At 71.3% G+C, this 24,604-nt stretch carries 26 protein-coding genes and 1 pseudogene; 25 read left to right on the forward strand and 2 right to left on the reverse strand.

Annotated elements, in window-relative coordinates; genetic code table 11:
* The first annotated feature begins 22 nt into the window (after positions 1-22).
* Positions 23-1,960: an ATP-dependent zinc metalloprotease FtsH gene (ftsH, locus tag ACZ4WH_RS25280; RefSeq protein ID WP_468184275.1), complete on the forward strand. Its 1,938-nt coding sequence runs from the start codon at positions 23-25 to the stop codon at positions 1,958-1,960.
* A 263-nt stretch (positions 1,961-2,223) separates the two neighbouring features.
* On the opposite strand, the gene ACZ4WH_RS25285 is transcribed toward ftsH, so the two are convergent.
* Positions 2,224-3,108: a class I SAM-dependent methyltransferase gene (locus ACZ4WH_RS25285; RefSeq protein ID WP_468184277.1), complete on the reverse strand. Its 885-nt coding sequence runs from the start codon at positions 3,106-3,108 to the stop codon at positions 2,224-2,226.
* Positions 3,109-3,630: 522 nt separating this feature from the next.
* On the opposite strand from ACZ4WH_RS25285, the gene ACZ4WH_RS25290 reads away from it, so the two are divergent.
* The 17 genes from ACZ4WH_RS25290 (at position 3,631) to ACZ4WH_RS25370 (ending at position 16,753) form a co-directional block, all read left to right on the forward strand.
* A complete protein-coding gene (locus ACZ4WH_RS25290; RefSeq protein ID WP_468184280.1) occupies positions 3,631-4,227 on the forward strand; it encodes a hypothetical protein in 597 nt (198 codons plus the stop codon).
* 294 nt (positions 4,228-4,521) lie between these two features.
* On the forward strand, positions 4,522-4,950 hold the full coding sequence (gene rpsP, locus ACZ4WH_RS25295) for a 30S ribosomal protein S16 (protein ID WP_468184283.1): 429 nt from the start codon (positions 4,522-4,524) through the stop codon (positions 4,948-4,950).
* A 5-nt stretch (positions 4,951-4,955) separates the two neighbouring features.
* On the forward strand, positions 4,956-5,195 hold the full coding sequence (locus ACZ4WH_RS25300; protein ID WP_005479813.1) for an RNA-binding protein: 240 nt from the start codon (positions 4,956-4,958) through the stop codon (positions 5,193-5,195).
* An 82-nt stretch (positions 5,196-5,277) separates the two neighbouring features.
* Positions 5,278-5,847 (forward strand): ribosome maturation factor RimM, encoded by a 570-nt coding sequence (rimM, locus tag ACZ4WH_RS25305; protein ID WP_468184286.1) that lies wholly within the window; start codon positions 5,278-5,280, stop codon positions 5,845-5,847.
* Positions 5,844-6,677, forward strand: a complete 834-nt coding sequence (gene trmD, locus ACZ4WH_RS25310; RefSeq protein WP_468184289.1) for a tRNA (guanosine(37)-N1)-methyltransferase TrmD — start codon at positions 5,844-5,846, stop codon at positions 6,675-6,677. Before rimM ends, trmD begins: the two co-directional genes overlap by 4 nt.
* 136 nt (positions 6,678-6,813) lie before the next feature.
* Positions 6,814-7,164, forward strand: coding sequence for a 50S ribosomal protein L19 (gene rplS / locus ACZ4WH_RS25315; protein WP_069778487.1), 351 nt, complete (start codon positions 6,814-6,816; stop codon positions 7,162-7,164).
* Positions 7,165-7,209: 45 nt separating this feature from the next.
* The gene (gene lepB, locus ACZ4WH_RS25320; RefSeq protein ID WP_468184292.1) at positions 7,210-7,911 is read left to right on the forward strand and encodes a signal peptidase I; all 702 of its coding nucleotides are present in this window, start codon (positions 7,210-7,212) and stop codon (positions 7,909-7,911) included.
* Entirely contained in the window at positions 7,904-8,995 is a 1,092-nt protein-coding gene (lepB, locus tag ACZ4WH_RS25325) for a signal peptidase I (RefSeq protein WP_468184295.1), read from the forward strand. The genes lepB (ACZ4WH_RS25320) and lepB (ACZ4WH_RS25325) overlap by 8 nt, the downstream gene beginning before the upstream one ends.
* Positions 8,883-9,932 (forward strand): signal peptidase I, encoded by a 1,050-nt coding sequence (gene lepB / locus ACZ4WH_RS25330; protein WP_468184297.1) that lies wholly within the window; start codon positions 8,883-8,885, stop codon positions 9,930-9,932. The genes lepB (ACZ4WH_RS25325) and lepB (ACZ4WH_RS25330) overlap by 113 nt, the downstream gene beginning before the upstream one ends.
* Before the next feature lie 65 nt (positions 9,933-9,997).
* On the forward strand, positions 9,998-10,786 hold the full coding sequence (gene lepB / locus ACZ4WH_RS25335) for a signal peptidase I (protein WP_468184300.1): 789 nt from the start codon (positions 9,998-10,000) through the stop codon (positions 10,784-10,786).
* 100 nt (positions 10,787-10,886) lie between these two features.
* Positions 10,887-11,363 carry an NUDIX hydrolase gene (locus tag ACZ4WH_RS25340; protein WP_468184343.1) on the forward strand — a complete coding sequence of 159 codons (477 nt, stop codon included), beginning with the start codon at positions 10,887-10,889 and terminating at the stop codon, positions 11,361-11,363.
* Positions 11,364-11,419: 56 nt separating this feature from the next.
* Positions 11,420-11,728 carry a DUF2469 domain-containing protein gene (locus tag ACZ4WH_RS25345; protein WP_014675276.1) on the forward strand — a complete coding sequence of 103 codons (309 nt, stop codon included), beginning with the start codon at positions 11,420-11,422 and terminating at the stop codon, positions 11,726-11,728.
* 88 nt (positions 11,729-11,816) lie between these two features.
* On the forward strand, positions 11,817-12,182 hold the full coding sequence (locus ACZ4WH_RS25350) for a YraN family protein (protein WP_468184303.1): 366 nt from the start codon (positions 11,817-11,819) through the stop codon (positions 12,180-12,182).
* Positions 12,183-13,808, forward strand: a complete 1,626-nt coding sequence (locus ACZ4WH_RS25355; protein WP_468184305.1) for a YifB family Mg chelatase-like AAA ATPase — start codon at positions 12,183-12,185, stop codon at positions 13,806-13,808.
* A complete protein-coding gene (dprA, locus tag ACZ4WH_RS25360; RefSeq protein WP_468184308.1) occupies positions 13,805-14,965 on the forward strand; it encodes a DNA-processing protein DprA in 1,161 nt (386 codons plus the stop codon). The genes ACZ4WH_RS25355 and dprA overlap by 4 nt, the downstream gene beginning before the upstream one ends.
* Before the next feature lie 323 nt (positions 14,966-15,288).
* Entirely contained in the window at positions 15,289-16,131 is an 843-nt protein-coding gene (gene whiG, locus ACZ4WH_RS25365; protein WP_366763048.1) for an RNA polymerase sigma factor WhiG, read from the forward strand.
* A 64-nt stretch (positions 16,132-16,195) separates the two neighbouring features.
* The gene (locus ACZ4WH_RS25370) at positions 16,196-16,753 is read left to right on the forward strand and encodes a TetR/AcrR family transcriptional regulator (RefSeq protein ID WP_468184345.1); all 558 of its coding nucleotides are present in this window, start codon (positions 16,196-16,198) and stop codon (positions 16,751-16,753) included.
* Positions 16,754-16,835: 82 nt separating this feature from the next.
* On the opposite strand, the pseudogene ACZ4WH_RS25375 reads toward ACZ4WH_RS25370, so the two are convergent.
* Positions 16,836-17,396: pseudogene (locus tag ACZ4WH_RS25375) on the reverse strand (M23 family metallopeptidase); the annotation flags it as partial.
* 286 nt (positions 17,397-17,682) lie between these two features.
* On the opposite strand from ACZ4WH_RS25375, the gene rpsB reads away from it, so the two are divergent.
* The 7 genes from rpsB (at position 17,683) to ACZ4WH_RS25410 (ending at position 24,546) form a co-directional block, all read left to right on the forward strand.
* A complete protein-coding gene (gene rpsB / locus ACZ4WH_RS25380; protein WP_468184311.1) occupies positions 17,683-18,588 on the forward strand; it encodes a 30S ribosomal protein S2 in 906 nt (301 codons plus the stop codon).
* Positions 18,589-18,754: 166 nt separating this feature from the next.
* Entirely contained in the window at positions 18,755-19,591 is an 837-nt protein-coding gene (gene tsf, locus ACZ4WH_RS25385; protein WP_030649019.1) for a translation elongation factor Ts, read from the forward strand.
* Positions 19,592-19,806: 215 nt separating this feature from the next.
* Positions 19,807-20,565 (forward strand): UMP kinase, encoded by a 759-nt coding sequence (pyrH, locus tag ACZ4WH_RS25390; protein ID WP_468184314.1) that lies wholly within the window; start codon positions 19,807-19,809, stop codon positions 20,563-20,565.
* Positions 20,566-20,741: 176 nt separating this feature from the next.
* Positions 20,742-21,299 (forward strand): ribosome recycling factor, encoded by a 558-nt coding sequence (gene frr, locus ACZ4WH_RS25395; protein WP_365702930.1) that lies wholly within the window; start codon positions 20,742-20,744, stop codon positions 21,297-21,299.
* The gene (locus tag ACZ4WH_RS25400; protein ID WP_468184318.1) at positions 21,299-22,441 is read left to right on the forward strand and encodes a phosphatidate cytidylyltransferase; all 1,143 of its coding nucleotides are present in this window, start codon (positions 21,299-21,301) and stop codon (positions 22,439-22,441) included. Before frr ends, ACZ4WH_RS25400 begins: the two co-directional genes overlap by 1 nt.
* Positions 22,442-22,617: 176 nt before the next feature.
* Positions 22,618-24,315: a cytochrome P450 gene (locus ACZ4WH_RS25405; RefSeq protein WP_468184321.1), complete on the forward strand. Its 1,698-nt coding sequence runs from the start codon at positions 22,618-22,620 to the stop codon at positions 24,313-24,315.
* Positions 24,316-24,357: 42 nt separating this feature from the next.
* Positions 24,358-24,546: a hypothetical protein gene (locus tag ACZ4WH_RS25410; protein WP_468184324.1), complete on the forward strand. Its 189-nt coding sequence runs from the start codon at positions 24,358-24,360 to the stop codon at positions 24,544-24,546.
* Positions 24,547-24,604: the final 58 nt, after the last annotated feature.

A 24,604-nucleotide genomic window follows, 5' to 3' on the forward strand; every position in this document is an offset into this window, starting at 1 on the left:
GTGTGTGTCGTAACGTCCAGATATGAGCAATGCGGTGCCACCCCGCAACGCCCCTGATCAGCCGTGGCGCGCCGAGGGCACACCGGAGGAGCCGCCCCGGCGACCCGCCGGCGGATTCCGGGGCGGCAAATGGTGGGGTCTGCTCGCCACCGCGGTGATCGTCTTCGTGCTGGCCTACCTCGGGCTGCACTACCTCGGCCGGGGCAACGAGCCGACGATCTCGTACACGCAGTTCAGCAGGGAGGTCGGCGCCGGCAACGTCGCCAAGATCTACTCCAAGGGCGACGCGATCCAGGGCCAGCTCAGGAGCCCCCGCTCCGATCCCGAGGGCGGCGGCGAGTACACCAAGTTCAAGACGCAGCGGCCGGCCTTCGCGGACGACCGGCTGTGGCAGAACCTGAGCAGCCACGGGGTCACGGTGACCGCGCGGCCGGTCGTGCAGGAACGCAGCCTGGTGTCCAACGTCCTGATGTCCCTGATCCCGATCGCGGTCCTGGTCGTGGTCTGGCTCCTCGTCCAACGGCGGCTCGGCGGGATGCTGCCCGGCGCGGGTGGCCTGTTCGGCCGCCGGTCGCCGCCCAGACCGGTCGGGCCGCGGCCGGACGCCGAGCGCACGACCTTCGCCGACGTCGCCGGCATCGACGAGGTCAAGGGCGAACTCGACGACGTCGTCGATTTCCTGGAGCACCCCGACGCCTACCGCAGGATGGGCGCGAAGCTGCCCCGCGGGGTATTGCTCTCCGGACCGCCCGGCACCGGCAAGACCCTGCTCGCACGGGCGGTCGCGGGGGAGGCCGGCGTGCCGTTCTTCTCGGCCTCGGCGTCCGAGTTCATCGAGATGATCGTGGGCGTCGGCGCGTCCCGCGTCCGCGAACTGTTCGCCGAGGCGCGCAAGGTGGCGCCGTCGATCATCTTCATCGACGAGATCGACACCATCGGACGCGCGCGCGGCGGCAGTTCCTCGATGGGCGGTCATGACGAGCGCGAGCAGACGCTGAACCAGATCCTCACGGAGATGGACGGATTCTCGGGCTCCGAGGGCGTGATCGTCATCGCGGCGACCAACCGCGCGGACATCCTGGACCCGGCGCTGACCCGTCCCGGCCGCTTCGACCGGGTGGTCACCGTGTCCCCGCCGGACCGCGGCGGACGCGAGTCGATCCTGCGCATCCACACCCGGCAGATCCCCCTCGCGCCCGACGTGGACCTGACGCAGCTGGCCCGCGTCACCCCGGGCATGACCGGCGCCGATCTGGCCAATCTCGCCAACGAGGCCGCTCTGCTCGCGGTCAAACGCAAACAGGAGCAGGTGACCGGCGCCGACCTGTCCGAGGCGCTGGAGAAGGTGCAGCTGGGCGCCGAACGCACGCTGATCATGCCGGAGGAAGACCGCCGCCGTACCGCCTACCACGAGAGTGGCCACGCCCTGCTCGGCATGCTCCAGCCCGGCGCCGACCCCGTCCGCAAGATCACCATCGTGCCGCGCGGCCGGGCGCTCGGTGTGACCATGTCCACGCCCGAGGTCGAGCGGTACGCGCACTCCGAGGAGTACCTGCGCGGGCGCATCATCGGCGCCCTGGGCGGCATGGCGGCGGAAGAGGTCGTCTACGGGGTCGTCACGACGGGTGCGGAGAACGACCTCGAGCAGGTCACCAACATCGCGCGCGGGATGGTGGGCCGCTGGGGCATGAGCGAGCGCGTCGGCCGGCTGTCCGCCCTGCCGAGCGACGCCCAGCAGGCGTACGGGCTGTCGGCCGCCCCGCAGACCCTGGACGTGATCGACGCGGAGATGCGGCGGATCGTGGACGCGTGCTACGAGGAGGCGTGCCGCAAGCTCCGCGACCACCGGGGCCGGCTGGACGCGCTCGCGCAGGCCCTGCTGGAGAACGAGACGCTGGAGGAGGCGGACGCGTACCGGATCGCCGGGATCACGCGCCTCACCAAGAACGGCGAGGACTGACGACTGGGACCTGACGACTGGGACCTGACGACTGGGACCTGACGGCAGGGACCGGCCGGGCAGAGGGCTAGGCCCTTTCGTTTGGATCAGGCCGGCTGTGAGGTGCGGTGCCTTCGAGCCGAGCCGAGCCGAGCCGAGCGGGGCCTGGTGCGTGCAGCTGCAAGGCGGAGGAGGGCGCCAACGCGGAGCGTTGGCAACCGACGACAACGCGGCAGATGTGCGTGCCAGGCCCCGCGACGCCGGGTTGATCCAGACGACAGGGCCTAGGGCACGCGGGCGATCAGGTAGCGGAAGACGTTCGGCATCCACACGGTGCCGTCCGGGCGCCGGTGCGGGTGCAGGGCCTCCGTCAGCTCCTTGTCGACCTGTTTGGCGTCGGTCGCCGCGATCGCCGTGTCGAACAGGCCGGTGGACAGCAGCCCCCGTACGGCGCTGTCGAGGTCGGCGTACCCGAACGGGCAGGCGACCCGGCCCGAGCCGTCCGGCTTCAGCCCGGCCCGCCCGGCGACCTCCTCCAGGTCGTCGCGCCGGGCGAGCGGCCGGCTGCGCGCGCCGCGCAGCGGATCCGCCAGCTTGGCGGCCACCCGCAGCACCGAGGAGGTGGCGCAGCGCTCCGGCGGTCCCCAGCCGGCCAGCACCACGGCGGCCCCGCGCCCGGCCGACGGAAGCGCGTCGGCGAGCAGCTCGCCGAGACCGTCGGCGTCGCCCGCGAGACCGCCGATCGGCTCGAAGACGGTCACCAGGGTGTACCCGGCCGGTTCCGGGCCGGCCGTGGCCGCGGGCGGCCCGTCGAGGAGTTCCGCGGCCGTACGCGCGCGTGTGCCGCCTGAGCCGTCGCCGCGCCGGCCGGGCGGGGCGTCCGGCAGCAGGCGCTCGCGCGCGAGGGCGAGCCGTTCGGGGGAGGCGGAGTCGACACCGGTGATCGCGGCGCCTCTGGCGGCCGCCATCAGCAGGGCGAGCCCGGAACCGCAGCGCAGGCCCAGCAGCCGGGTGGCGGGGCCCACCTCGAGTCGGTCGTACACGGCTTCGTAGAGCGGTACGAGCATCCGCTCCTGGATCTCGGACCAGTCACGCGCGCGTGCGCTCAGGTCCACGCGGGGTGCGGAGACCGCGTGAGACGTGTGCTGCCGCACGAGCGTAGGTGTCATAGGTAAGCGCCCCAATCCGCCGACAGTTCGCCGCTGCGCCCGGTTGCGTGCCCCCGTGCCGTGCGCGCGCCCTTCCCACGTATGCCAGGTAACTCCCGGCTCGCGGTGGCGTCCAGGGGTCGTGGGGTCCGGCTTGGGGTGAGGGCGCCGGTGTGGCGAGATTTCACATCCCGGCAATCTGGGTGGCCGTACGGTGTCGGCCCGCGGGAGGCGGGCCGGTGACGGGGGCCGCAGCGGCACGCGGTAACGTCACGGAGGCCGTGGACGCTGTCCGTGGTGAGGGCCGCGCGCCGAGAGCGGCCGAAACACCTCTTGCGCAGCAGCCGGCCTTCGTCGTCCCAGGCCTCACCGGCGGTGCGTAGCGCGGACTACGCACCAGCTTGGTATGAGCTGTGACGCTTCTCCGCAGATCAGCGCACCCGCCCTCGTCAGGACGCATCAGCGGCAACTGACGGGTACGTGCAAATTATTTGGGATGCCCCGGAATAGGAACACAGCGGCACCCCCGCTCGTTGTCATTACGTGAGCACGACACAGACACCACCTGTTCTCGCCGCAGAGCTGGCGCAGGCGTGGGCCGACATTCAGCGGTACCACCCCGAGCTGCCGGACCTTGCCGCGCCAGAATCCCTGATCGGGGAGTCGTCGTCCGCGTGCGGTCACGAACTCTCCTTCGAGAGGCTGCTCCATGAGGCAGTCCACGGCATCGCCGCCGCCCGCGGCGTCCGCGACACCTCCCGGGCCGGCCGCTACCACAACCGTCGTTTCCTGGCGATCGCCGAGGAGCTGGGCCTGGACCACCCCGAGGAGCCGCACCCGAGCAGCGGTTTCTCGCTGGTCACGCTCAACGCCGAGGCGAAGCGGCGTTACCGCCCGACCATCGAGCGGCTGCAACGCGCCCTGAAGGCCCACACGGCGGCCACCTCGGCCGACACCACCCGCACCTTCCGCGGCCCGGCCGCCCGGCACGGCTCCTCCGGCGGCGGCGTCCGCGTCAAGGCGGTGTGCGACTGCGGGCGCAACGTCCGGGTGGTGCCCTCGGTCCTGGCCCAGGCCCCCATCGTCTGCGGCGGGTGCGGCAAGCCGTTCAGAATCCCGGAGGTCGTGGGAGCGGCGTAGGGCTACGGCTGCTCGTGGCAGCCGTAGCCGCGGCGACCTCACGGCACCGGGGACGGCGCACCCGACGTGACCTCACCTCCACGCCGGGTGCCTCACCGGCATGCCCCGGGCACAGCTCGGGCACCCTCGGCCAAAAGCGGCCCGTAGGGTATGGCAGAATGGCTAGCTGTACTCGACAGCCGCACAGGACCCCTCTCTCCTCCGGCTGACGCGTCCATCGGGCACTCGGGTACCGCAACCCCACGCGGCAACTCGCCGTGCCCAACCACGTCAAATCCAGGAGAACCCACTCCCGTGGCAGTCAAGATCAAGCTGAAGCGTCTGGGCAAGATCCGTTCGCCTCACTACCGCATCGTCGTCGCCGACTCCCGTACCCGCCGTGACGGCCGGGCCATCGAGGAGATCGGCAAGTACCACCCGACCTACAACCCGTCGGTCATCGAGGTGGACGCCGAGCGTGTGGCGTACTGGCTCGGCGTCGGCGCCCAGCCGACCGAGCCCGTGCTCGCCATTCTGAAGAAGACCGGCGACTGGCAGAAGTTCAAGGGCGAGCCGGCTCCCGCGCCGCTGCTCACCGCCGAGCCGAAGCCGGCCCGTCCGTCGTTCGAGGCTCTCGGCGGTGACGACGCGGGCAAGGGTGAGGCCATCACCCAGAAGAAGAAGGCTGAGAAGAAGGACGAGGCGGCTGCTGAGTCCTCTGCGGCTGAGTCGACCGAGGCCTGAGCAGCATGCTCGAAGAGGCGCTTGAGCACCTCGTGAAGGGCATCGTCGACAACCCTGACGATGTGCAGGTCGCCTCGCGCGACCTGCGTCGCGGGCGCGTGCTGGAGGTCCGGGTCCACCCGGACGACCTCGGCAAGGTGATCGGCCGCAACGGCCGCACCGCGCGCGCCCTGCGCACCGTCGTGGGCGCCATCGGCGGCCGCGGTGTCCGCGTCGACCTCGTCGACGTGGACCACGTCCGCTGACGCTTCATCGCAACCGGCTCGGGCCGGGGAGGGCCACTGGGCCGTCCCCGGCCCGCAGTCGTACGACAGGAGATTCTGACAGGTGCAGCTGGTAGTCGCACGGATCGGCCGTGCCCATGGCATCAAGGGCGAGGTCACCGTCGAGGTGCGTACCGACGAGCCCGAACTCAGGCTCGCGCCCGGCGCCGTACTCGCCACGGACCCCGCCTCGGCGGGACCGCTGACCATCGAGACCGGCCGCGTCCACAGCGGCCGCCTCCTCCTGCGCTTCGCGGGCGTCACCGACCGCAACGCCGCCGAGGCGCTGCGCAACACCCTGCTGATCGCCGAGGTGGACCCCGAGGAACTGCCCGAGGGCGAGGACGAGTACTACGACCACCAGCTCATCGACCTCGACGTGGTCACCGAGGACGGTACGGAGGTCGGCCGGATCACCGAGATCTCGCACCTGCCCACGCAGGACCTGTTCATCGTCGAGCGCCCCGACGGCAGCGAGGTGCTGATCCCCTTCGTGGAGGAGATCGTCACCGAGATCGACCTCGCGGAGCAGAAGGCGGTCATCGCGCCCCCGCCCGGCCTGATCGACGACCGCGCCGAGATCGCCTCCTCCCGGGACGAGTCCGGGGCGGAGTCCGGGGAAGACAGCGCATGAGGCTCGACGTCGTCACGATCTTCCCCGAGTACCTGGAGCCGCTGAACGTCTCCCTCGTCGGCAAGGCACGCGCGCGTGGGCAGCTGAACGTCCATGTGCACGACCTGCGCGCGTGGACGTACGACCGGCACAACACGGTGGACGACACGCCGTACGGCGGCGGTCCCGGCATGGTCATGAAGACCGATCCCTGGGGCGACGCCCTGGACACGGTCCTCGCCGACGGCTACGAGACCGGCGCCCAGGCGCCCGCGCTGATCGTGCCCACGCCCAGCGGCCGCCCCTTCACCCAGGAACTGGCCGTCGAACTGTCCGAGCGCCCCTGGCTGATCTTCACGCCGGCCCGCTACGAGGGCATCGACCGGCGCGTCATGGACGAGTACGCGACCCGGATGCCGGTCTACGAGGTCTCCATCGGCGACTACGTCCTCGCCGGCGGCGAGGCGGCCGTCCTCGTCATCACCGAGGCCGTCGCCCGGCTGCTGCCCGGCGTCCTCGGCAACGCGGAGTCCCACCGCGACGACTCCTTCGCCCCCGGCGCGATGGCCAACCTCCTGGAAGGCCCCGTCTACACCAAGCCGCCCGTCTGGCGCGGCCGGGACATCCCCGAGGTGCTGCTCAGCGGCCACCACGGCAAGATCGCCCGCTGGCGCCGCGACGAGGCCCTCAGGCGTACCACCGTGCACCGCCCCGACCTGATCGAGCGCTGCGACCCCAAGGCCTTCGACAAGAAGGACCGCGAGATGCTCTCCATCCTGGGCTGGGAACCCGACCCGGACGGAGAGCCGTACGGGCGATTTTGGCGCCGGGCCCAGGGCGTGGAAGAATAGACCGCTGTTGTGCGCCCGTCCGGCGTGCGCCCCTGCCACAGGGGGACACGACGCCCGCCCCGACCCGCACGGCAGACCTCTTGGAACCCCTAGTTTCCGTTGATGACCTGTGGCATCAGCGAGGAAAGCAGACGAAATGTCTCACCTGCTCGACTCCGTCGACTCCGCGTCGCTGCGCAGCGACATCCCGGCCTTCCGTCCGGGTGACACCGTCAACGTCCACGTGCGCGTCATCGAGGGCAACCGCTCCCGTGTGCAGCAGTTCAAGGGCGTTGTCATCCGCCGCCAGGGCTCCGGTGTCCGCGAGACCTTCACGGTCCGCAAGGTCTCGTTCTCCGTCGGCGTCGAGCGCACCTTCCCGGTGCACACCCCGATCGTCGAGAAGATCGAGCTGGTCACCCGGGGTGACGTGCGCCGCGCCAAGCTGTACTACCTCCGTGACCTGCGCGGCAAGGCCGCGAAGATCAAGGAGAAGCGCGAGAGCTGAGCGCTTTCCCGGAGTCACAGCGGAGCCGGATAGCATCTGGCTCCGATGGACACCGAAGCACAGCCGACGGAACGCGACCGCTCCTCCCACCCCGGTACTCCGGGGGCGGAGGGCCGGTCGCGTTTCGCGTTGGTGTCGCGGGTCGCCGACTGGCTGCCCGGCGGCAGGATCACCCTCACGCTCTTCCTCTGCCTGGCGTTCTCGCTGCTCCTCAACGCTTTCGTGGCGCAACCGTTCCAGATCCCGAGCGGATCCATGGAACAGGGATTGAGGATCGGCGACCGCGTTCTCGTAAACAAGTTGGCGTACCGTTTCGGTGCCCAGCCGCGCCGCGGCGACGTGATTGTGTTCGACGGCACCGGGTATTTCGGGGACGCCGACTACATCAAGCGCGTGGCCGGTGTGGGCGGAGACCATGTGGTCTGCTGCGACAAGAAGGGGAGGATCGAGGTGAACGGCCGACCGGTCGACGAGACGGCGTACCTCTATCCCGGGGACAGCGCCTCCAGCGTGCCCTTCGACGTCGTCGTGCCCTCGGGCCGCCTCTTCGTCCTCGGCGACCACCGCAGCGACTCCAGGGACTCCCGCGACCATCTCGGCTCGCCCGGCGGCGGCATGATCCCCGTCGGGGACGTCATCGGCCGGGCCGACTGGATCGTGTGGCCGTACCGTCACTGGACGCATCTGACCCGGCCGTCCGCCTACGCGCGCGTGCCCGCCGCCCCGGCGGGAGGCGCCCATGGGTAACCGCGGCAAACCGCGCGGGGTGCCCAGCACGCCCGCCGACAACCTGCTGCCCACCGGGGCCCGCCGCACCTCCGCGCCCGGCGGTGGCCGCACGCGCGCGGAGCGGCGGAAACTGCAACGCAAGGTCAAGCGCAAGCGCAGACGGTCGGCCGTTCGGGAGATCCCCCTGCTGGTCGGTGTCGCCGTCCTCATCGCACTCGTCCTCAAGACGTTCCTCGTCCAGGCGTTCGTCATCCCCTCCGGGTCCATGGAACAGACGATCCGGATCGGCGACCGGGTCCTGGTCGACAAGTTCACCCCGTGGTTCGGCTCCAAGCCGCAGCGCGGGGACGTCGTCGTGTTCCACGACCCGGGCGGCTGGCTCCAGGACGAGCAGACCGCCAAGAAACACGACCCCGTCGTCGTCAAGCAGCTCAAAGAAGGCCTCACCTTCATCGGCCTGCTGCCGTCCGACAACGAGAAAGACCTGATCAAACGGGTCATCGGAGTCGGCGGCGACCACGTCAAGTGCTGCGACGCCCAGGGCCGCGTCACCGTCAACGGCGTCCCGCTCACCGAGGGCGACTACCTCTACCCGGGGGACGCGCCCTCCACCATGCCCTTCGACATCACCGTCCCCAAGGGCCGGCTGTGGGTGATGGGCGACCACCGGGGCAACTCCGCGGACTCCCGCTCCCACCAGAACACGGCCTACGGCGGCACGGTCTCGGAGGACTCGGTGGTCGGCCGGGCCATGGTCATCGGCTGGCCGGTCGGCCACTGGACGCGCCTGGAAGAACCTAAAACCTTCGCAAGCGTCACCGACTCGGCGCCGGGGACGACCGCTGCCGCCCAGGCGTCGCATAGGGTTGCCTCCGAGAATCCGAACGGAATGACCCAGCTCCCGACCCCTGCGGAACTCCCGCTCGTTATGGGAGTGGTGGGCCTGCACCGTGTGCGGCGCAGGCGGCGGCGAGGAGTGAGGAGTTGGCGTGGGGGATGTGGCGGTTGGCGCACGGTCGGGACACGACGGCGAGGAGCACCGCGGGCACCCCGTGGAACCGGACCTTCCCGTACCGGACGGCGCCATGACCTCCGGGAATGACGCGGCGGCGGGCGACGACGGCAGGCCGGAGAGCGGGCCGGAGCCGCGCGGCGACGGCCCGGGCGCGGGCGCGGCGGCCCTCCGGCCGAGGAAGCCGCGTTCCTTCTGGAAGGAACTGCCGATCCTGATCGGCATCGCGCTGGTCCTGGCGCTGCTGATCAAGACGTTCCTGGTGCAGGCGTTCTCGATCCCTTCCGACTCGATGCAGAACACCCTCCAGCAGGGTGACCGGGTGCTGGTCGACAAGCTCACCCCGTGGTTCGGGTCCAAGCCCGACCGCGGTGAGGTCGTCGTCTTCCACGACCCGGACAACTGGCTGGCGGGCGAGCCGACGCCGACGCCGAACCCGGTGCAGAAGGTCCTCAGCTGGATCGGCCTGATGCCGTCGGCGGAGGAGAAGGACCTGATCAAGCGGGTGATCGGGGTCGGCGGCGACACGGTCGAGTGCAAGGGCAGCGGCCCGCTGAAGGTCAACGGCAAGGCGCTGAACGAGCCGTACGTCTACCCGGGCAACACGCCGTGCAGCGTGGACGACCAGGGCGGCCAGTTCAAGGTGAAGGTCCCCAAGGGCTTCATCTGGGTGATGGGCGACCACCGCCAGAACTCCCGCGACTCCCGGTACAACCAGTCCGACAGGAACCACGGCATGGTCCCCGTCGACAAGGTCGTCGGCCGCGCGATCGTCAAGGCCTGGCCGATCAACCGCTGGGGCACCCTGCCGGTCCCGGACACCTTCGACCAGCCCGGCCTCGACCAGCAGTCCTCCGCCGCCGCGTCCCTGACGGTGGCCCCCGGGGGCGTCGCCGTCGCGGCGGTCCTGCCGGTGGTCGTGTGGCGGCGCAGGCGCGCGGACCGCTCGGAGTCCGAGAACGCGGAATCCGGGAACGCGGAGTTCGAGCGCCCGGAGTTCGAGAACGCGGAGTTCAAGAAGCGGTAAGCAGCCGCCCGGGGCGAGCGAGAGGGGCTGCCCCTGTCCGGTACCGCCGGGTAGGGTGCGGGTCCATGGGTGGCGAGAGCATGACGCGTACGGCCCCGCAGAGCGGCGGCACCGGCACGGCACAGGCCGGCGGCGGCAGCCGGCTCGGGCAGCGGCTGTCCGGACTGGCCGTGGCGCTGGGTCTGGTGCTGTTCCTCGGCGGTTTCGCCTGGGCAGCGCTGGTCTACCGGCCGTACACCGTTCCCACCAGCTCGATGACCCCCACCATCGACGCCGGTGACCGGGTGCTGGCCCAGCGCGTCGACGGCGACGAGGTGCGCCGCGGTGACGTGGTCGTCTTCGAGGACAAGACCTGGGTCAGCAACGCCAAGGTGGTCAAGCGCGTGGTCGCCGTGGGCGGGGACACCGTCTCCTGCTGCACGAACGGCAAGCTGACCGTCAACGGCAAGCAGATCGACGAGCCGTACCTGCCCGAGGGCAGCCTCGCCGAGATCAAGAACTTCCCCGGGGTGACCGTCCCGGAGGGCCGGCTGTTCCTCCTCGGCGACGAACGCCAGGGCTCCCTGGACTCCACCGCCCACCTCACCGACGCGGCCCAGGGCACCGTCTCCCGCGACGCCGTGTCCGCCCGCGTCGAGGCCGTCGTCTGGCCCTGGAAGGGCACGCTGGAGCGTCCCACCGGGTTCCAGACCCTCGGCGCCCTCTCCGAGCCCGGCCCGCTGCGCACGATCGAGCTGCTGATCGTGGCCGGCGCGGTCCTGGTCCTCGGCGGCGGCGCCTACGGCCCGATCGCGGGCCGCCTGAGCCGCTCCCGCGCCCGCACGGCCCGCCCGGAGGCGGCCGGTGCCCGCTGAGACCGCGCGGCCGGCGGGGAAGCCGTACGAGGGTGACGGGCCGGCGGGGGAGTCGTACGAGGGCGAGGGGCCGTACGCGGGCGACGGTGGCGGGGTTGGCCTGCGGAAGGTCGCCCGGGTGGTGCTGCTCGACGCCGAGGACCGCATCCTCCTCCTGCACGGCCACGAACCGGACGACCCGGCCGACGACTGGTGGTTCACGCCCGGCGGCGGTCTGGAGGGCGCCGAGACGCGCGAGGAGGCCGCGCTGCGGGAACTCGCGGAGGAGACCGGCATCACCGACGTCGAACTCGGCCCCGTGCTCTGGCGGCGGCGGTGCTCGTTCCCGTTCGCGGGCCGCCGCTGGGACCAGGACGAGTGGTACTACCTGGCCCGTACGACCCAGACGGCCACCGCGGCGACGGGGCTGACGGAGCTGGAGCGGCGCAGTGTCGCCGGAGCGCGCTGGTGGACGTGTCAGGAACTGACCCGGGCACATGAGACGGTGTATCCGACCAGACTCGCCGAGCTGCTGCGCACGCTGCTCGTCGAAGGTCCCCCCGCCCGGCCCGTGACCCTCGACACGGAAATCGTCTGAGGGTTCCCGGGACTGGCGCACAATGGGGGGATCGCACGGCTGAAGGGGAACATGCCATGAGCGCCGAGGACCTCGAGAAGTACGAGACCGAGATGGAGCTGAAGCTCTACCGGGAGTACCGAGATGTCGTCGGTCTGTTCAAATACGTGATCGAGACCGAGCGGCGGTTCTACCTCACCAACGACTACGAGATGCAGGTGCACTCGGTACAGGGCGAAGTCTTTTTCGAGGTCACCATGGCCGACGCCTGGGTCTGGGACATGTACCGGCCGGCTCGTTTCGTGAAGCAGGTCCGGGTGTTGACGTTCAAGGACGTGAACATTGAGGAGCTGAACAAGAGCGATCTGGAGTTGCCGGGCGGGTGACGGAGTTGTCCACAACCGCTGAGTAGTCCACCAAGATCAACACTGCTCGGCCGGATGCGTGACCGTTGGCGCCGGAGGTGGTGCCGACATGAGCAAGGCACGCAACGGACTCGGCAAGTACGGCGAGGACCTGGCCGCCCGGCGGCTGGCCGAGCAGGGAATGACGATCCTGGAGCGCAACTGGCGCTCCGGCAGGTCCGGCGAGATCGACATCGTGGCCAGGGACGGCGACGCCCTGGTCGTCTGCGAGGTGAAGACCCGCAGGGGCGGCGGCTACGAACACCCGATGGCCGCGGTGACCCCCGAGAAGGCGGCCCGGCTCCGGGCCCTCGCCGAACACTGGATCCAGGCCCACGGCGGAGCCCCACCGGGCGGCGTCCGCATCGACATCGTAGGCGTGCTGCTGCCCCGCCGGGGCGCCCCGTCCGTCGAGCACGCGCGGGGGGTGGCCTGAATGGCGTTCGCCCGTACGTGCTCGGTCGCCCTGGTCGGCGTCGAAGGCGTGGTCGTCGAGGTCCAGGCCGACCTCGAACCCGGAGTCGCGGCCTTCACCCTGGTAGGCCTCCCGGACAAAAGCCTGACGGAAAGCCGCGACCGGGTGCGGGCGGCGGTGGTGAACTCGGGCGGCGAATGGCCGCAGAAGAAGCTCACCGTCGGACTCAGCCCGGCCTCCGTCCCCAAGGCCGGCTCGGGCTTCGACCTGGCTGTCGCCTGCGCGGTGCTCGGTGCCGCCGAGCGGATCGACCCCCGGGTCCTCGCCGACATCGTCATGATCGGAGAACTGGGCCTGGACGGCCGGGTGCGCCCGGTGCGGGGCATCCTGCCGGCCGTCCTCGCGGCGGCCGACGCCGGGTACGAGCAGGTGGTCGTGCCCGAGTGCGCCGCCGCCGAGGCCTCGCTGGTCCCCGGTGTGTCCGTGCTGGGTGTGCGCAGCCTGCGGCAGCTCATCGCGGTCCTGACCGACGAGCCCGTCCCCGACGAGGCGCCGGACGAGCAGGGACGGCCCGATCCCCTCCTGGCGGGGTTGCGCGTACCGGGCACGGGCGCCGCCACCGGCATGCACAGCATCGGCGCCGCGCACCACGACCACGATCACGACCTGGCCGATGTCGTCGGGCAGATCTCCGCCCGTACGGCGGTGGAGGTGGCCGCGGCCGGCGGGCACCACCTGTTCCTGGAGGGGCCGCCCGGCGCGGGCAAGACCATGCTCGCCGAGCGCCTGCCCGCCGTGCTTCCCCGGCTCACCCGGGGAGACTCCCTGGAGGTGACGGCCGTGCACTCGGTCGCCGGGCTGCTGCCCCCGGGCAAGCCGCTCATCGACGTCGCCCCCTACTGCGCCCCGCACCACTCGGCGACGATGCAGTCACTCGTCGGCGGAGGCCCGGGCATCGCCCGGCCCGGCGCGGTGTCCCTCGCCCATCGCGGCGTGCTGTTCCTGGACGAGGCCCCCGAGTTCCACAGCCAGACCCTGGACGCCCTGCGACAGCCACTGGAGTCGGGGCACGTCGTCATCGCGCGGAGCGCCGGCGTGGTCCGCTTCCCGGCACGGTTCCTGATGGTTCTGGCAGCCAACCCCTGTCCCTGCGGACGCTTCTCACTCCGCGACTCGCTGTGCGAGTGCCCGCCGTCGACGATCCGCCGCTACCAGTCCCGGCTGTCCGGCCCGCTGCTGGACCGGGTGGATCTGCGTGTCGAAGTCGACCCGGTCACCCGGGCCCAGCTCACGGAGCCCGGCGCCCGCGGAGAGTCCACGGCGACCGTGGCCGACCGGGTACGGCAGGCCCGGGAGCGGGCGGCGGCCCGCCTGGCCGGCACCCCGTGGCGCACCAACAGCGAAGTGCCCGGCCGCGAACTGCGCAGCCGCTACCACGCCGCCGCCGGAGCCATGGACGACGCCGAACGCAACCTGGAACGGGGCGTGCTCACCGCCCGCGGGATCGACCGCGTCCTGCGCGTCGCCTGGACGGTCGCCGACCTCGTCGGACACGACCGCCCGGACGCGACCGACGTCGCCCTGGCCCTGCAACTGCGCACCGGTGTCCCCCGAGGGGTGCCGATGGCCATCGGAGCGCTGACATGACCGTAGAGGAGGACCCCGGCGCCGAACTGCTCGGCAGGGTGTTTCTCGGGCGGGTTGTCGAGGCGGGGGACGAGGTCGGTGGGCGGTGGGTGCGGGAGTTCGGGGTGGGGGAGGTGGTGCGGCGGCTGCGGTGTGGCAAGGACGCGTTGCCGGGGGTGAGCGGGACCCGGTGGGCGGGGCTCGTCGCCCGGGCCCGGCGGGCCGAGCCGGAGCGGGATCTGGAGGTGGCCCGGGCCGCCGGGGCGCGGTTCGTCTGTCCGGGGGACGCCGAGTGGCCCCGGCAGCTCGACGACCTCGGGGACGCGCGGCCCCTCGGGCTCTGGGTGCGGGGCCGGCCGAATCTGCGGATGTGGGCGCTCCGGTCCGTGGCCGTGGTCGGCGCCCGCGCCTGCACCGAGTACGGCACCCACGCGGCCGCCACCCTCGCCTCCGGCCTCGCCGAACGCGGCTGGGTGGTCGTCTCCGGCGGGGCGTACGGCATCGACGGCGCCGCCCACCGCGGTGCCCTCGCCACCCGCGGCGCCACCGTCGCCGTCCTCGCCTGCGGCGTCGACCAGCCCTACCCCCGCGGCCACGCCGCACTGTTCGCCCGCATCGCGGAACAGGGACTGGTGGTGGGTGAGCTGCCGCCGGGCGACCATCCGACACCGAGCCGGTTCATCCTCCGCAACCGCGTCATCGCCGCGCTGACCAGGGGCACCGTCGTCGTGGAGGCGGCCTGCCGCAGCGGCTCGCTGGCCACCGCGCGGGCCGCGCAGCGCCTCGGCCGGTTCACCATGGGCGTCCCGGGCCCCGTCACCAGCTCCCTCTCCGCCGGCGTGCACGAACTGCTGCGCGGTGAGGCCACCCTGGTCACCGATGCCACGGAGGTCATCGAACTCGTGGGCGACATGGGTGAGCTGGCCCCGGCCCGGCGAGGCCCGATCCTCCCTCGTGACCTGCTGCAACCGGCCGCCCGGACGGTGCTCGCCGCCCTCCCCGGCAGCCGCGCGGCCCCCGCCGAGGAGATCGCGCTCGGCGCGCGCACCACACGGGACGAGGCCATCGCGAGACTGTACGAACTCCGAGCACTTGGTTACGTCGAACGACACGGCGATGGCTGGAAGTTGACACGCCAGGCGATGACCTCGGTCCGGGACGGTCGCCGTCCGTGCTGACCGACCGTGTTCGGCCGTCCGGGGGAACCCCCGACGCCCTTGGCGTTTCCCGGAGTTGGCGCCTCGGGCCGGTCACGCAGAGCGAACCCCGGCATGCGGTCACCCTGCCGACGCGAGCGCCCCGCGCACGGGTGGCGCCGCCCTGTTCGCACACCGCGACTCCTCAGTCACGCTACGCTCACAAAGGCGGTGGCGCGGATCGCGCCAACCCCGCATCAGACCGTCACCTCACCCAGGCAGCCCCACTTCCCCGCAGGAACCCCACCTCTTCCCGCTCCACAGCACTTCACGGCACTTCACGGCAGAACGGCACAAGGCGACGAATGCCCCAGCACACCTCCGGGTCCGACCGGGCGGCGATCCCCCCAGCCGCCCGCGACGGTGGCAGCGTGCGACCGCCCGCTCCCTCGACACTCGACGAGCTGTGGCGGTCGTACAAGGCGACGGGGGACGACCGGCTGCGGGAGCAGCTGATCCTGCACTACTCGCCGCTGGTCAAGTACGTGGCGGGCCGGGTGAGCGTCGGGCTGCCGCCCAATGTGGAGCAGGCCGACTTCGTCTCCTCGGGCGTGTTCGGGCTGATCGACGCGATCGAGAAGTTCGACATCGACCGGGAGATCAAGTTCGAGACGTACGCGATCACCCGGATTCGCGGCGCGATGATCGACGAGCTGCGGGCGCTGGACTGGATCCCCCGCTCGGTCCGGCAGAAGGCGCGGAACGTCGAGCGTGCCTACGCCACCCTGGAGGCGCGGCTGCGGCGGACGCCGTCGGAGGGGGAGGTCGCCGCCGAGCTGGGCATGGAGGTCGACGAACTGCACGCCGTGTTCAGTCAGTTGTCGCTGGCCAACGTGGTCGCCCTGGAGGAGTTGCTGCACGTCGGCGGCGAGGGCGGGGACCGGCTCAGCCTGATGGACACGCTGGAGGACACCGCCGCCGACAACCCGGTGGAGGTGGCCGAGGACCGGGAGCTGCGGCGGTTCCTGGCGCGGGCGATCAACACCCTGCCCGAGCGGGAGAAGACCGTGGTCACCCTGTACTACTACGAGGGGCTCACCCTCGCCGAGATCGGCAACGTGCTCGGGGTCACCGAGAGCCGGGTCAGCCAGATCCACACCAAGTCGGTGCTCCAGCTGCGGGCCAAGCTGGCGAGCTTCGGGCGCTGAGTGCTCCCTTACGGGATGGCCTGTCCGTAAAGTGGTCGACGTGCCAAGGATTCGAGCGGCCTCCGTGGCCGAACACCGGTCGATGCAGCGAGCCGCCCTGCTGGACGCGGCTCGGTCCCTGCTGTCCGAGGGCGGGACGGAAGCGCTGACCTTTCCCGCGCTGGCCGAGCGGACGGGGCTGGCGCGGTCGTCCGTGTACGAGTACTTCCGGTCCCGGGCCGCCGTGGTCGAGGAGCTGTGCGAGGTCGACTTCCCGGTGTGGGCGGCCGAGGTCGCGACGGCGATGGAGCGGGCCGGGACGGCCGAGGGCAAGGTCGAGGCGTATGTGCGGCAGCAGCTGGCGCTGGTGGGGGACCGGCGGCATCGGGCGGTCGTCGCCATCTCCGCGAGTGAGCTGGATGCCGGGGCCCGGGAGAAGATCAGGGCTGCCCACGGGGGGCTGGTCGCGATGATCGTCGAGGCGCTGGAGGAGCTGGGGCACGGGCAGCCCCGGTTGGCGGCGATGCTGCTGCAAGGGGTTGTGGACGCGGCGGTCCGGCGTATCGAGCTGGGGGCGGCCGAGGATCCCGCGGTGGTGACGGACGCGGCTGTGGCGATGGCCCTGGGTGGTGTGAAGGGCTGAGCCTCACCGGCGTGGCCGGGACAGCTGGAGAGCGCCCCCGAAGAGGGCGCGGGGAACTGCGCGACCAGCCCCCACGCACCGGCGGCTGAGACACGACCGGCAGCAACCTCGACGGTCCCCCGCCCAGCAGCCACGGTGGCAGGACGGACAGCGGGTTCACGTACGCGTCACCCCGCCGCAGACCCCAGTGGACGCACGTCCGTGTCCCGCAGTGGGACCCCGTCGGCTCCACCACCCCCACCACCGCCCCCGCCCCCACCTCCTCCCCTTTCCGCACCGAGGCCCGCACCGGCTCGTACGTCGTCCGCAGATCCGTCCCCCGCAGCTCCACCGAGACCACCCCTCTCCCCGCCACCCGCCCCGCGAACAGCACCCGGCCCGGTGCGATCGCCCGTACGGGCGCCCCGGCCGGCGCTCCCAGGTCCACCCCCCGGTGTCCAGGGCCGTACACCGTCGCCGGTGGCTCCCAGCCGCGCAGGACCGGTGGGCGGACGCCGACCGGCCAGGCGCGGGCCACCGGCGGAACCGGGGCCGCAGGAGGAGGCGGCGGCATCACGGGAGCCGTGTCCGCCCAGGCCAGAGGGGTGAGCAGGCACACCGCCAACCCCAGCGGCAGCGCCGCCCACAGCAGCGCGCGTCGCATCGTTCGTCGCATGCCGACACCGTCCCGCACTTCCGCCGGTCACGTCCTGACCCTGTGGACCACTCGCCGGTTGTGGACAGCGGCGTCACCCGGTGCCTCGCCGGTCCCGTACACTTCTTCTGGCGATCCGGGTCACCGGGTCGACTTCGCACGCCCCGGTACGGCACCCGGCAACGGTTCGTACCAAGCGCCCCTCGGTCCCTCGCGGCAAGGCGCACAGCGGGCGTCAGGCGCGGCCGCCGTCCGGCGGACGCGGCACAACCGAGAACACCAAGGAGAAACGGCCATGGCCGTCGTCACGATGCGGGAGCTGCTGGAGAGCGGCGTCCACTTCGGTCACCAGACCCGTCGCTGGAACCCGAAGATGAAGCGCTTCATCTTCACCGAGCGCAACGGCATCTACATCATCGACCTGCTCCAGTCGCTGTCGTACATCGACCGCGCCTACGAGTTCGTCAAGGAGACCGTCGCCCACGGCGGCACGGTCATGTTCGTCGGCACGAAGAAGCAGGCGCAGGAGGCCATCGCCGAGCAGGCCACCCGCGTCGGCATGCCCTACGTCAACCAGCGCTGGCTGGGCGGCATGCTCACCAACTTCTCGACCGTCTACAAGCGTCTCCAGCGCCTCAAGGAGCTGGAGCAGATCGACTTCGAGGACGTCGCCGCGTCCGGTCTGACCAAGAAGGAGCTTCTCGTGCTCTCGCGCGAGAAGGCCAAGCTGGAGAAGACCCTCGGCGGTATCCGCGAGATGCAGAAGGTGCCCAGCGCCGTCTGGATCGTGGACACCAAGAAGGAGCACATCGCCGTTGGTGAGGCCCGGAAGCTGAACATCCCGGTCGTCGCGATCCTCGACACCAACTGCGACCCCGACGAGGTCGACTACAAGATCCCGGGCAACGACGACGCGATCCGTTCCGTCACCCTGCTCACCCGCGTGATCGCCGACGCCGTCGCCGAGGGCCTCATCGCCCGCTCCGGCGTCGCCACCGGTGACAAGGGCGAGAAGGCCGCGGGCGAGCCGCTCGCCGAGTGGGAGCGCGACCTGCTCGAGGGTGAGAAGAAGGCCGAGGAGACCCCGGCTGCCGAGGCTCCCGCCGCCGAGGCCCCGGCTGCCGAGGCTCCGGTCGCCGAGGCCCCGGTCGCCGAGGCTCCGGTTGCCGAGGCTCCGGCCGCCGAGGGCGAGCAGGCCTGACCGTCAGCGTTGACGGCGGGGGCGGTGACATGAAGTCCGCCCCCGCTGTTCACCCGTAGGTCAGAGGCGGGTCGGAGATCTGCATCTAGATGAGCTACATCCAGATGGAGAACGCAGACCCCCCTGATCTTCGATCCTCCAGACTTCGAGAAAGACTCACAGACTCATGGCGAACTACACCGCCGCCGACGTCAAGAAGCTCCGTGAGCTGACCGGCGCCGGCATGATGGACTGCAAGAAGGCGCTGGACGAGGCCGAGGGCAACGTCGAGAAGGCCGTCGAGGCGCTGCGCATCAAGGGCCAGAAGGGCGTCGCCAAGCGCGAGGGCCGCTCCGCCGAGAACGGCGCCGTGGTCTCCATCATCGCCGACGACAACTCCTCCGGTGTCCTGGTCGAGCTGAAGTGCGAGACGGACTTCGTCGCCAAGGGCGAGAAGTTCCAGGCCGTGGCCAACGCCATCGCCGAGCACGTCGCCAAGACGAACCCGGCCGACCTCCAGGCCCTGCTGGCCTCCGAGATCGAGCCCGGCAAGACCGTCCAGGCGTTCGTGGACGAGGCCAACGCCAACCTCGGCGAGAAGATCGTCCTGGACCGCTTCGCGCAGTTCTCCGACGGCTACGTCACCGCCTACATGCACCGCACCATGCCCGACCTGCCCCCGCAGATCGGTGTCCTGGTCGAGCTGGACAAGCCGAACGCCGAGGTCGCCAAGGGCGTCGCCCAGCACATCGCCGCCTTCGCGCCGAAGTACCTCTCCAAGGAGGACGTGCCGGCCGACGTCGTCGAGTCGGAGCGCCGCATCGCCGAGGAGACCACCCGCGCCGAGGGCAAGCCCGAGGCCGCGATCGGCAAGATCGTCGAGGGTCGTCTGAACGGCTTCTTCAAGGACGCCACGCTGCTCGGCCAGCCGTACGCGCTCGACAACAAGAAGTCGGTCCAGAAGGTGCTGGACGAGGCCGGTGTCACCCTGAAGCGCTTCTCGCGCATCAAGGTCGGCATCTGAGTCCGTACCGCGATCGACGCGCGACCCCCGGAGAAATCCACGAGGAAATCCCGATAGGGTCGACCGCAGTCGTCCGCGCACACCGCCACACCCCGGCGTGGGGCGGACGGCAGCAGATCTGACGAGGAGGCCATTGCCGCGTATGGGAGCGAAAAGCAACCCCATCGGCAATGGCCTTCTTCGTATGTGCAACACGTGAAAGAGTTGGGATCCCCATGACCACCAAGGCCCAGAAGAGCGACGACGGCAAAGTACGCGGCCGGTTTCTGCTGAAGCTGTCCGGAGAGGCCTTCTCCGGTGGCGGGGGCCTGGGCGTCGACCCGGACGTGGTGCACAAGATCGCTCGCGAGATCGCGGCCGTCGTACGCGACGGCGCCCAGATCGCGGTCGTCATCGGCGGCGGCAACTTCTTCCGTGGCGCCGAACTCCAGCAGCGCGGCATGGACCGCGCCCGCTCCGACTACATGGGCATGCTCGGCACCGTGATGAACTGCCTCGCCCTCCAGGACTTCCTGGAGAAGGAGGGCATCCAGTCCCGCGTGCAGACCGCCATCACCATGGGCCAGGTCGCCGAGCCGTACATCCCGCTGCGCGCCGTGCGGCACCTGGAGAAGGGCCGCGTGGTCATCTTCGGCGCCGGTATGGGCATGCCGTACTTCTCCACCGACACCACCGCCGCCCAGCGCGCCCTGGAGATCGACGCCGAGGCACTGCTCATGGGCAAGAACGGCGTGGACGGGGTCTACGACTCCGACCCCAAGACCAACCCCGACGCCGTCAAGTTCGACGCCCTCGGCTACGGCGAGGTCATCACCCGCGAACTCAAGGTCGCCGACGCCACCGCCATCACGCTGTGCCGCGACAACAAGCTCCCGATCCTCGTCTTCGAGCTGCTCGCGGAGGGCAATATCGCCCGCGCCGTCAAGGGTGAGAAGATCGGCACGCTGGTGGGTGACCAGGGCAGCCGGGACTGACCCGGGATCAACCCGGCCGGTGATGTACGGCCCTGTGAGGGGGCCGGACCCTGGCCGGGGGATGGACAATGTCCTGCCGGTCGGGAACCGTGCAGGAAGAAGACGCGACGCAGCCGGCCGCCGACCGACTTCAGGAACCGCAGCCGGGCCTTACTCAAGACACGCAGGAGCAAGTGGTGATCGAAGAGACCCTCCTCGAAGCCGAGGAGAAGATGGAGAAGGCCGTCGTGGTCGCCAAGGAGGACTTCGCCGCGATCCGCACCGGCCGTGCGCACCCGGCGATGTTCAACAAGATCGTGGCCGACTACTACGGTGCCCCGACGCCGATCAACCAGCTGGCCTCGTTCTCCGTGCCGGAGCCGCGCATGGCGGTCGTGACCCCGTTCGACAAGAGCGCGCTGCGCAACATCGAGCAGGCCATCCGCGACTCCGACCTGGGGGTCAACCCCAGCAACGACGGCAACATCATCCGGGTGGTGTTCCCCGAGCTGACCGAGGAGCGCCGCCGCGAGTACATCAAGGTCGCCAAGAGCAAGGGTGAGGACGCGAAGGTCTCCATCCGCTCCGTGCGCCGCAAGGCCAAGGACGCCATCGACAAGCTCGTCAAGGACGGCGAGATCGGTGAGGACGAGGGCCGCCGTGCCGAGAAGGAGCTCGACGACCTGACGGCGAAGTACGTCGCACAGGTGGACGAGCTTCTCAAGCACAAGGAAGCGGAGCTGCTCGAAGTCTGATGAGCGACTCTTCCTGGGGGGCGCCGCCATCGGCGGGCCAGGCCGGGTACTGGGGGCCCACCGGGGGTGGGCCCGCCCAGCCTGTACCGGGGGCCGGCCCGGCGGGTCCCGCGTACGATGCGCCTGAGGCGCAGCAGACACGCCCCATGCCCATCGTGCCCGACGTACCCGCGTATGGCGGACACCAGGACGACGACCGGGGGGCCGCTCGGCTGAGCGGCCCCTTGTTCCGAGACGAGACGTTCCAGGCCCGGGAACTCCCGGCCGAGACCCAGAACCCGGAGCCCATGCCCGACGTCCCGCAGCCGGCGCCAGCGCCGCAGAAGAAGAGCGCGGGCCGTGACCTGAGCGCGGCCATAGGCGTCGGCCTCGGGCTCGGTGTGGTGATCGTCGCGTCCCTGTTCATCGTCAAGGCCGTGTTCGTCGGCGTGATCGCGGTCGCTGTCGTCGTCGGCCTGTGGGAGCTGACCAGCAGGCTCCAGGAGCGCAAGGGCATCAAGGCGCCGCTGGTGCCGCTCGCCGTCGGCGGCGCGGCGATGGTCGTCGCCGGCTATGTGCGCGGGGCCGAGGGCGCGTGGGTCGCCATGGCGCTGACGGCGCTGGCCGCGCTGGTCTGGCGGATGACGGAACCGCCGGAGAACTATCTCAGGGATGTCACGGCCGGCCTCTTCGCCGCGTTCTACGTGCCGTTCCTGGCCACGTTCGTCGCGATGATGCTCACCGCCGACGACGGCTCCTGGCGGGTGCTCACCTTCCTGCTCCTGACGGTCGTCAGCGACACGGGTGCCTACGCGGTCGGCTGGCGCTTCGGCAAACACAAGCTCGCGCCGCGCATCAGCCCCGGCAAGACCCGCGAGGGCCTGCTGGGCGCGGTGCTGTTCGCGATGGTCGCGGGCGCGCTGTGCATGCAGTTCCTGATCGACGACGGCAGCTGGTGGCAGGGCCTGCTGCTGGGCCTCGCGGTCGCGGCCAGCGCCACGCTGGGCGACCTCGGCGAGTCCATGATCAAGCGGGACCTGGGCATCAAGGACATGGGCACCTTGCTTCCCGGGCACGGCGGCATCATGGACCGGCTCGACTCGCTGCTGCCCACGGCGCCGGTGGTGTGGCTGCTGATGGTGATCTTCGTCGGCTCCGCGTGAGCGGTACGGCTCTTCGGCCCCCGTCCTGAAACAGGGCGGGGGCCGTCGTCGTACCCGGACCACCCCCGCACCCGGATGCCGCAGCAGGAATCGGCGGCCGGCGTCCGCGCGCGGCAGACTCCCTCAGAGAACGGCGGTTCCGCCACCGCCCGGCGACGCAGCAGGGAGTGACCCGGATGCCCCTCGACCCCGCGCCCACTTCCCCACCCACCTCCACCGAGCCGGCGTCCGCCGCCCCCGCCTCCGCCGCCCCTGCGTCCGCGTCCGTCGGCCCCGCGTCCGCCTCCGCCGACGCCGCATCGGCGTCCACCGCCCCTGCGTCCGCCTCCCTTGAACCCGCGCCCATCTCCGCCGCCCCTGCGTCCGCGTCCGTCGGCCCCGCGTCCGCCTCCGCCGACGCCGCATCGGCGTCCACCGCCCCCGCGTCCGCCTCCCTTGAACACGCGCCCACCTCCACGCCCACCTCCGCCGCCCCCGCGTCCGCGTCCGTCGGCCCCGCGCCCGCCTCCGCCGCCTCCGCCGCCCCCGCGTCCACCTCCGCCACACCCGCTCCCGCGCCCGCCTTCGCCCAGCCCGCCCCCACCTCCACAGCGTCCGCCTCCGCCGCCCCCGCGCCCGCCTCCCCCGGGCCCGTCCCCATCTCCACAGCCTCCGCCGCCCCAGCCCCCGCCTCGCCGCCCCCACCCGTCCGGTTCTGGCCCGTTGAGGATCTGCCCGCGCTCGTGTCCGATCCGTTTCTGGACGAGTTGTTGCGTGAGGAGCCGGTCGCGCGGATCGAGTTGCCGTACGGCGAGGGGTGCGCGTGGCTGGTCACGCGGTATGAGGACGTCCGGTTCGTCACCTCGGACCCGCGCTTCTCCCGGGAACAGGTCGTCGGCCGCGCTGTCACCACCATGCGCCCGGTGCCGGTGGCCTCGCAGACGGCGGGCCTGCAATACATCGATCCGCCACGGCACACCCGGCTGCGCGGGGTCGTCGCGCGCGCGTTCACCGGCCAGAGCATGCGGCGGCTGCGTCCGCTCGCGGAGCGCAGGGCCGCCGACCTGCTGGACGGGATGGAACGCGCCGGCGCGCCCGCCGACCTCATGGCACACCTGCACGGCCCCTTCCCGATCGCCGTGCTCCGCGACTTCCTCGGCGTGGCGGAGAAGGACTGGCACCGCTGGGCCGCGACGGGCGAGGCCCTGCTGTCCGCGGGCGCCGAGTCCGAGGAGCGCGCCAAGGAGGCCGCCCGGACCACACGCGCCCGGATCACCGAACTGCTCCGCAGCCGCCGCGCGGAACCCCGCGACGACCTGGCCGGCGAGCTGGCGCGGGCAGCCGCGACGGGGGAGATCACCGACGACGAGGCGCTCTCCCTCGCCATCGCCGTCCAGGTCAGCGGCGGCCACGCGGTCCGCAACAACAGCGGTTCGATGATGTACGCGCTGCTCACCCACCCCGGGCACCTCGACCGGTTGCGCCGCGAGCCGGAACTGCTGCCCCGGGCCGTGGAGGAACTGTTCCGCTACGTCCCGCACCGCAACGGCGTCGGCATCCCCCGGATAGCCACGGAGGACGTCGAGGTCGGCGGCCGGCTGATCCGGGCCGGTGACGTCGTCTACAACGCCTACCTCGCCGCCAACCGCGACCCCGAGGTCTTCCCCGACCCGGACGCCCTGGACTTCGACCGCGACAACCTCGCCCACGTCGCCTTCGGGTATGGCCCGCACCACTGCCTGGCCGCCGTCATGGCCCGCATGGAGGCCGAGGTCATGATCGGCGCCGTACTCGCCCGCTTCCCCGGCATCCGGCTGGCCGTGCCACCCGAGGAGGTCGAGTTCCAGCGTCAGGGCCTGATCCGCGGGCCGAGGACCCTGCCCGTGACGTGGTGACACGATCCGTGGCAAGGTACGCGGGAGAACACAGGGGGGAACATGATCTTTCTACTGCTCGGCGTCCTGGCACTCGTCATCGGCGGCTGCGTCTGCGTGGTGTGGGCGGAGCGCGGCGGCCCGCGCTGGGTCCGGATCGTCGCGGCCCTCACGCGCGGCGCGGGCGAGCTGGTGAGCAGCGCCCAGAAGAGTCGGAGCCGTACCCGCAGCGGGGACACCGACGACGACTAGAAACGGCCGCGTCACGGGCCCGGCGGGCCACCCGTTTGGATCTGCGACACTGGTAACG

The sequence above is a fragment of the Streptomyces sp. NPDC029138 genome (assembly GCF_055564375.1).

What these genes read in the sequence shown, in the direction of transcription:
- ACZ4WH_RS25410 (WP_468184324.1), top strand. Translation starts at nt 24,358, where the DNA reads ATGATCTTTCTACTGCTCGGCGTCCTGGCACTCGTCATCGGCGGCTGC.
- dprA (WP_468184308.1), top strand. Translation starts at nt 13,805, where the DNA reads ATGACCGTAGAGGAGGACCCCGGCGCCGAACTGCTCGGCAGGGTGTTT.
- rpsB (WP_468184311.1), top strand. Translation starts at nt 17,683, where the DNA reads ATGGCCGTCGTCACGATGCGGGAGCTGCTGGAGAGCGGCGTCCACTTC.
- trmD (WP_468184289.1), top strand. Translation starts at nt 5,844, where the DNA reads ATGAGGCTCGACGTCGTCACGATCTTCCCCGAGTACCTGGAGCCGCTG.
- ACZ4WH_RS25350 (WP_468184303.1), top strand. Translation starts at nt 11,817, where the DNA reads ATGAGCAAGGCACGCAACGGACTCGGCAAGTACGGCGAGGACCTGGCC.
- ACZ4WH_RS25400 (WP_468184318.1), top strand. Translation starts at nt 21,299, where the DNA reads ATGAGCGACTCTTCCTGGGGGGCGCCGCCATCGGCGGGCCAGGCCGGG.
- rplS (WP_069778487.1), top strand. Translation starts at nt 6,814, where the DNA reads ATGTCTCACCTGCTCGACTCCGTCGACTCCGCGTCGCTGCGCAGCGAC.
- lepB (WP_468184300.1), top strand. Translation starts at nt 9,998, where the DNA reads ATGGGTGGCGAGAGCATGACGCGTACGGCCCCGCAGAGCGGCGGCACC.
- ACZ4WH_RS25355 (WP_468184305.1), top strand. Translation starts at nt 12,183, where the DNA reads ATGGCGTTCGCCCGTACGTGCTCGGTCGCCCTGGTCGGCGTCGAAGGC.
- tsf (WP_030649019.1), top strand. Translation starts at nt 18,755, where the DNA reads ATGGCGAACTACACCGCCGCCGACGTCAAGAAGCTCCGTGAGCTGACC.
- ACZ4WH_RS25285 (WP_468184277.1), bottom strand. Translation starts at nt 3,108, where the DNA reads ATGACACCTACGCTCGTGCGGCAGCACACGTCTCACGCGGTCTCCGCA.
- ACZ4WH_RS25405 (WP_468184321.1), top strand. Translation starts at nt 22,618, where the DNA reads ATGCCCCTCGACCCCGCGCCCACTTCCCCACCCACCTCCACCGAGCCG.
- ACZ4WH_RS25300 (WP_005479813.1), top strand. Translation starts at nt 4,956, where the DNA reads ATGCTCGAAGAGGCGCTTGAGCACCTCGTGAAGGGCATCGTCGACAAC.
- lepB (WP_468184292.1), top strand. Translation starts at nt 7,210, where the DNA reads ATGGACACCGAAGCACAGCCGACGGAACGCGACCGCTCCTCCCACCCC.
- pyrH (WP_468184314.1), top strand. Translation starts at nt 19,807, where the DNA reads ATGACCACCAAGGCCCAGAAGAGCGACGACGGCAAAGTACGCGGCCGG.
- lepB (WP_468184295.1), top strand. Translation starts at nt 7,904, where the DNA reads ATGGGTAACCGCGGCAAACCGCGCGGGGTGCCCAGCACGCCCGCCGAC.
- ftsH (WP_468184275.1), top strand. Translation starts at nt 23, where the DNA reads ATGAGCAATGCGGTGCCACCCCGCAACGCCCCTGATCAGCCGTGGCGC.
- whiG (WP_366763048.1), top strand. Translation starts at nt 15,289, where the DNA reads ATGCCCCAGCACACCTCCGGGTCCGACCGGGCGGCGATCCCCCCAGCC.
- ACZ4WH_RS25345 (WP_014675276.1), top strand. Translation starts at nt 11,420, where the DNA reads ATGAGCGCCGAGGACCTCGAGAAGTACGAGACCGAGATGGAGCTGAAG.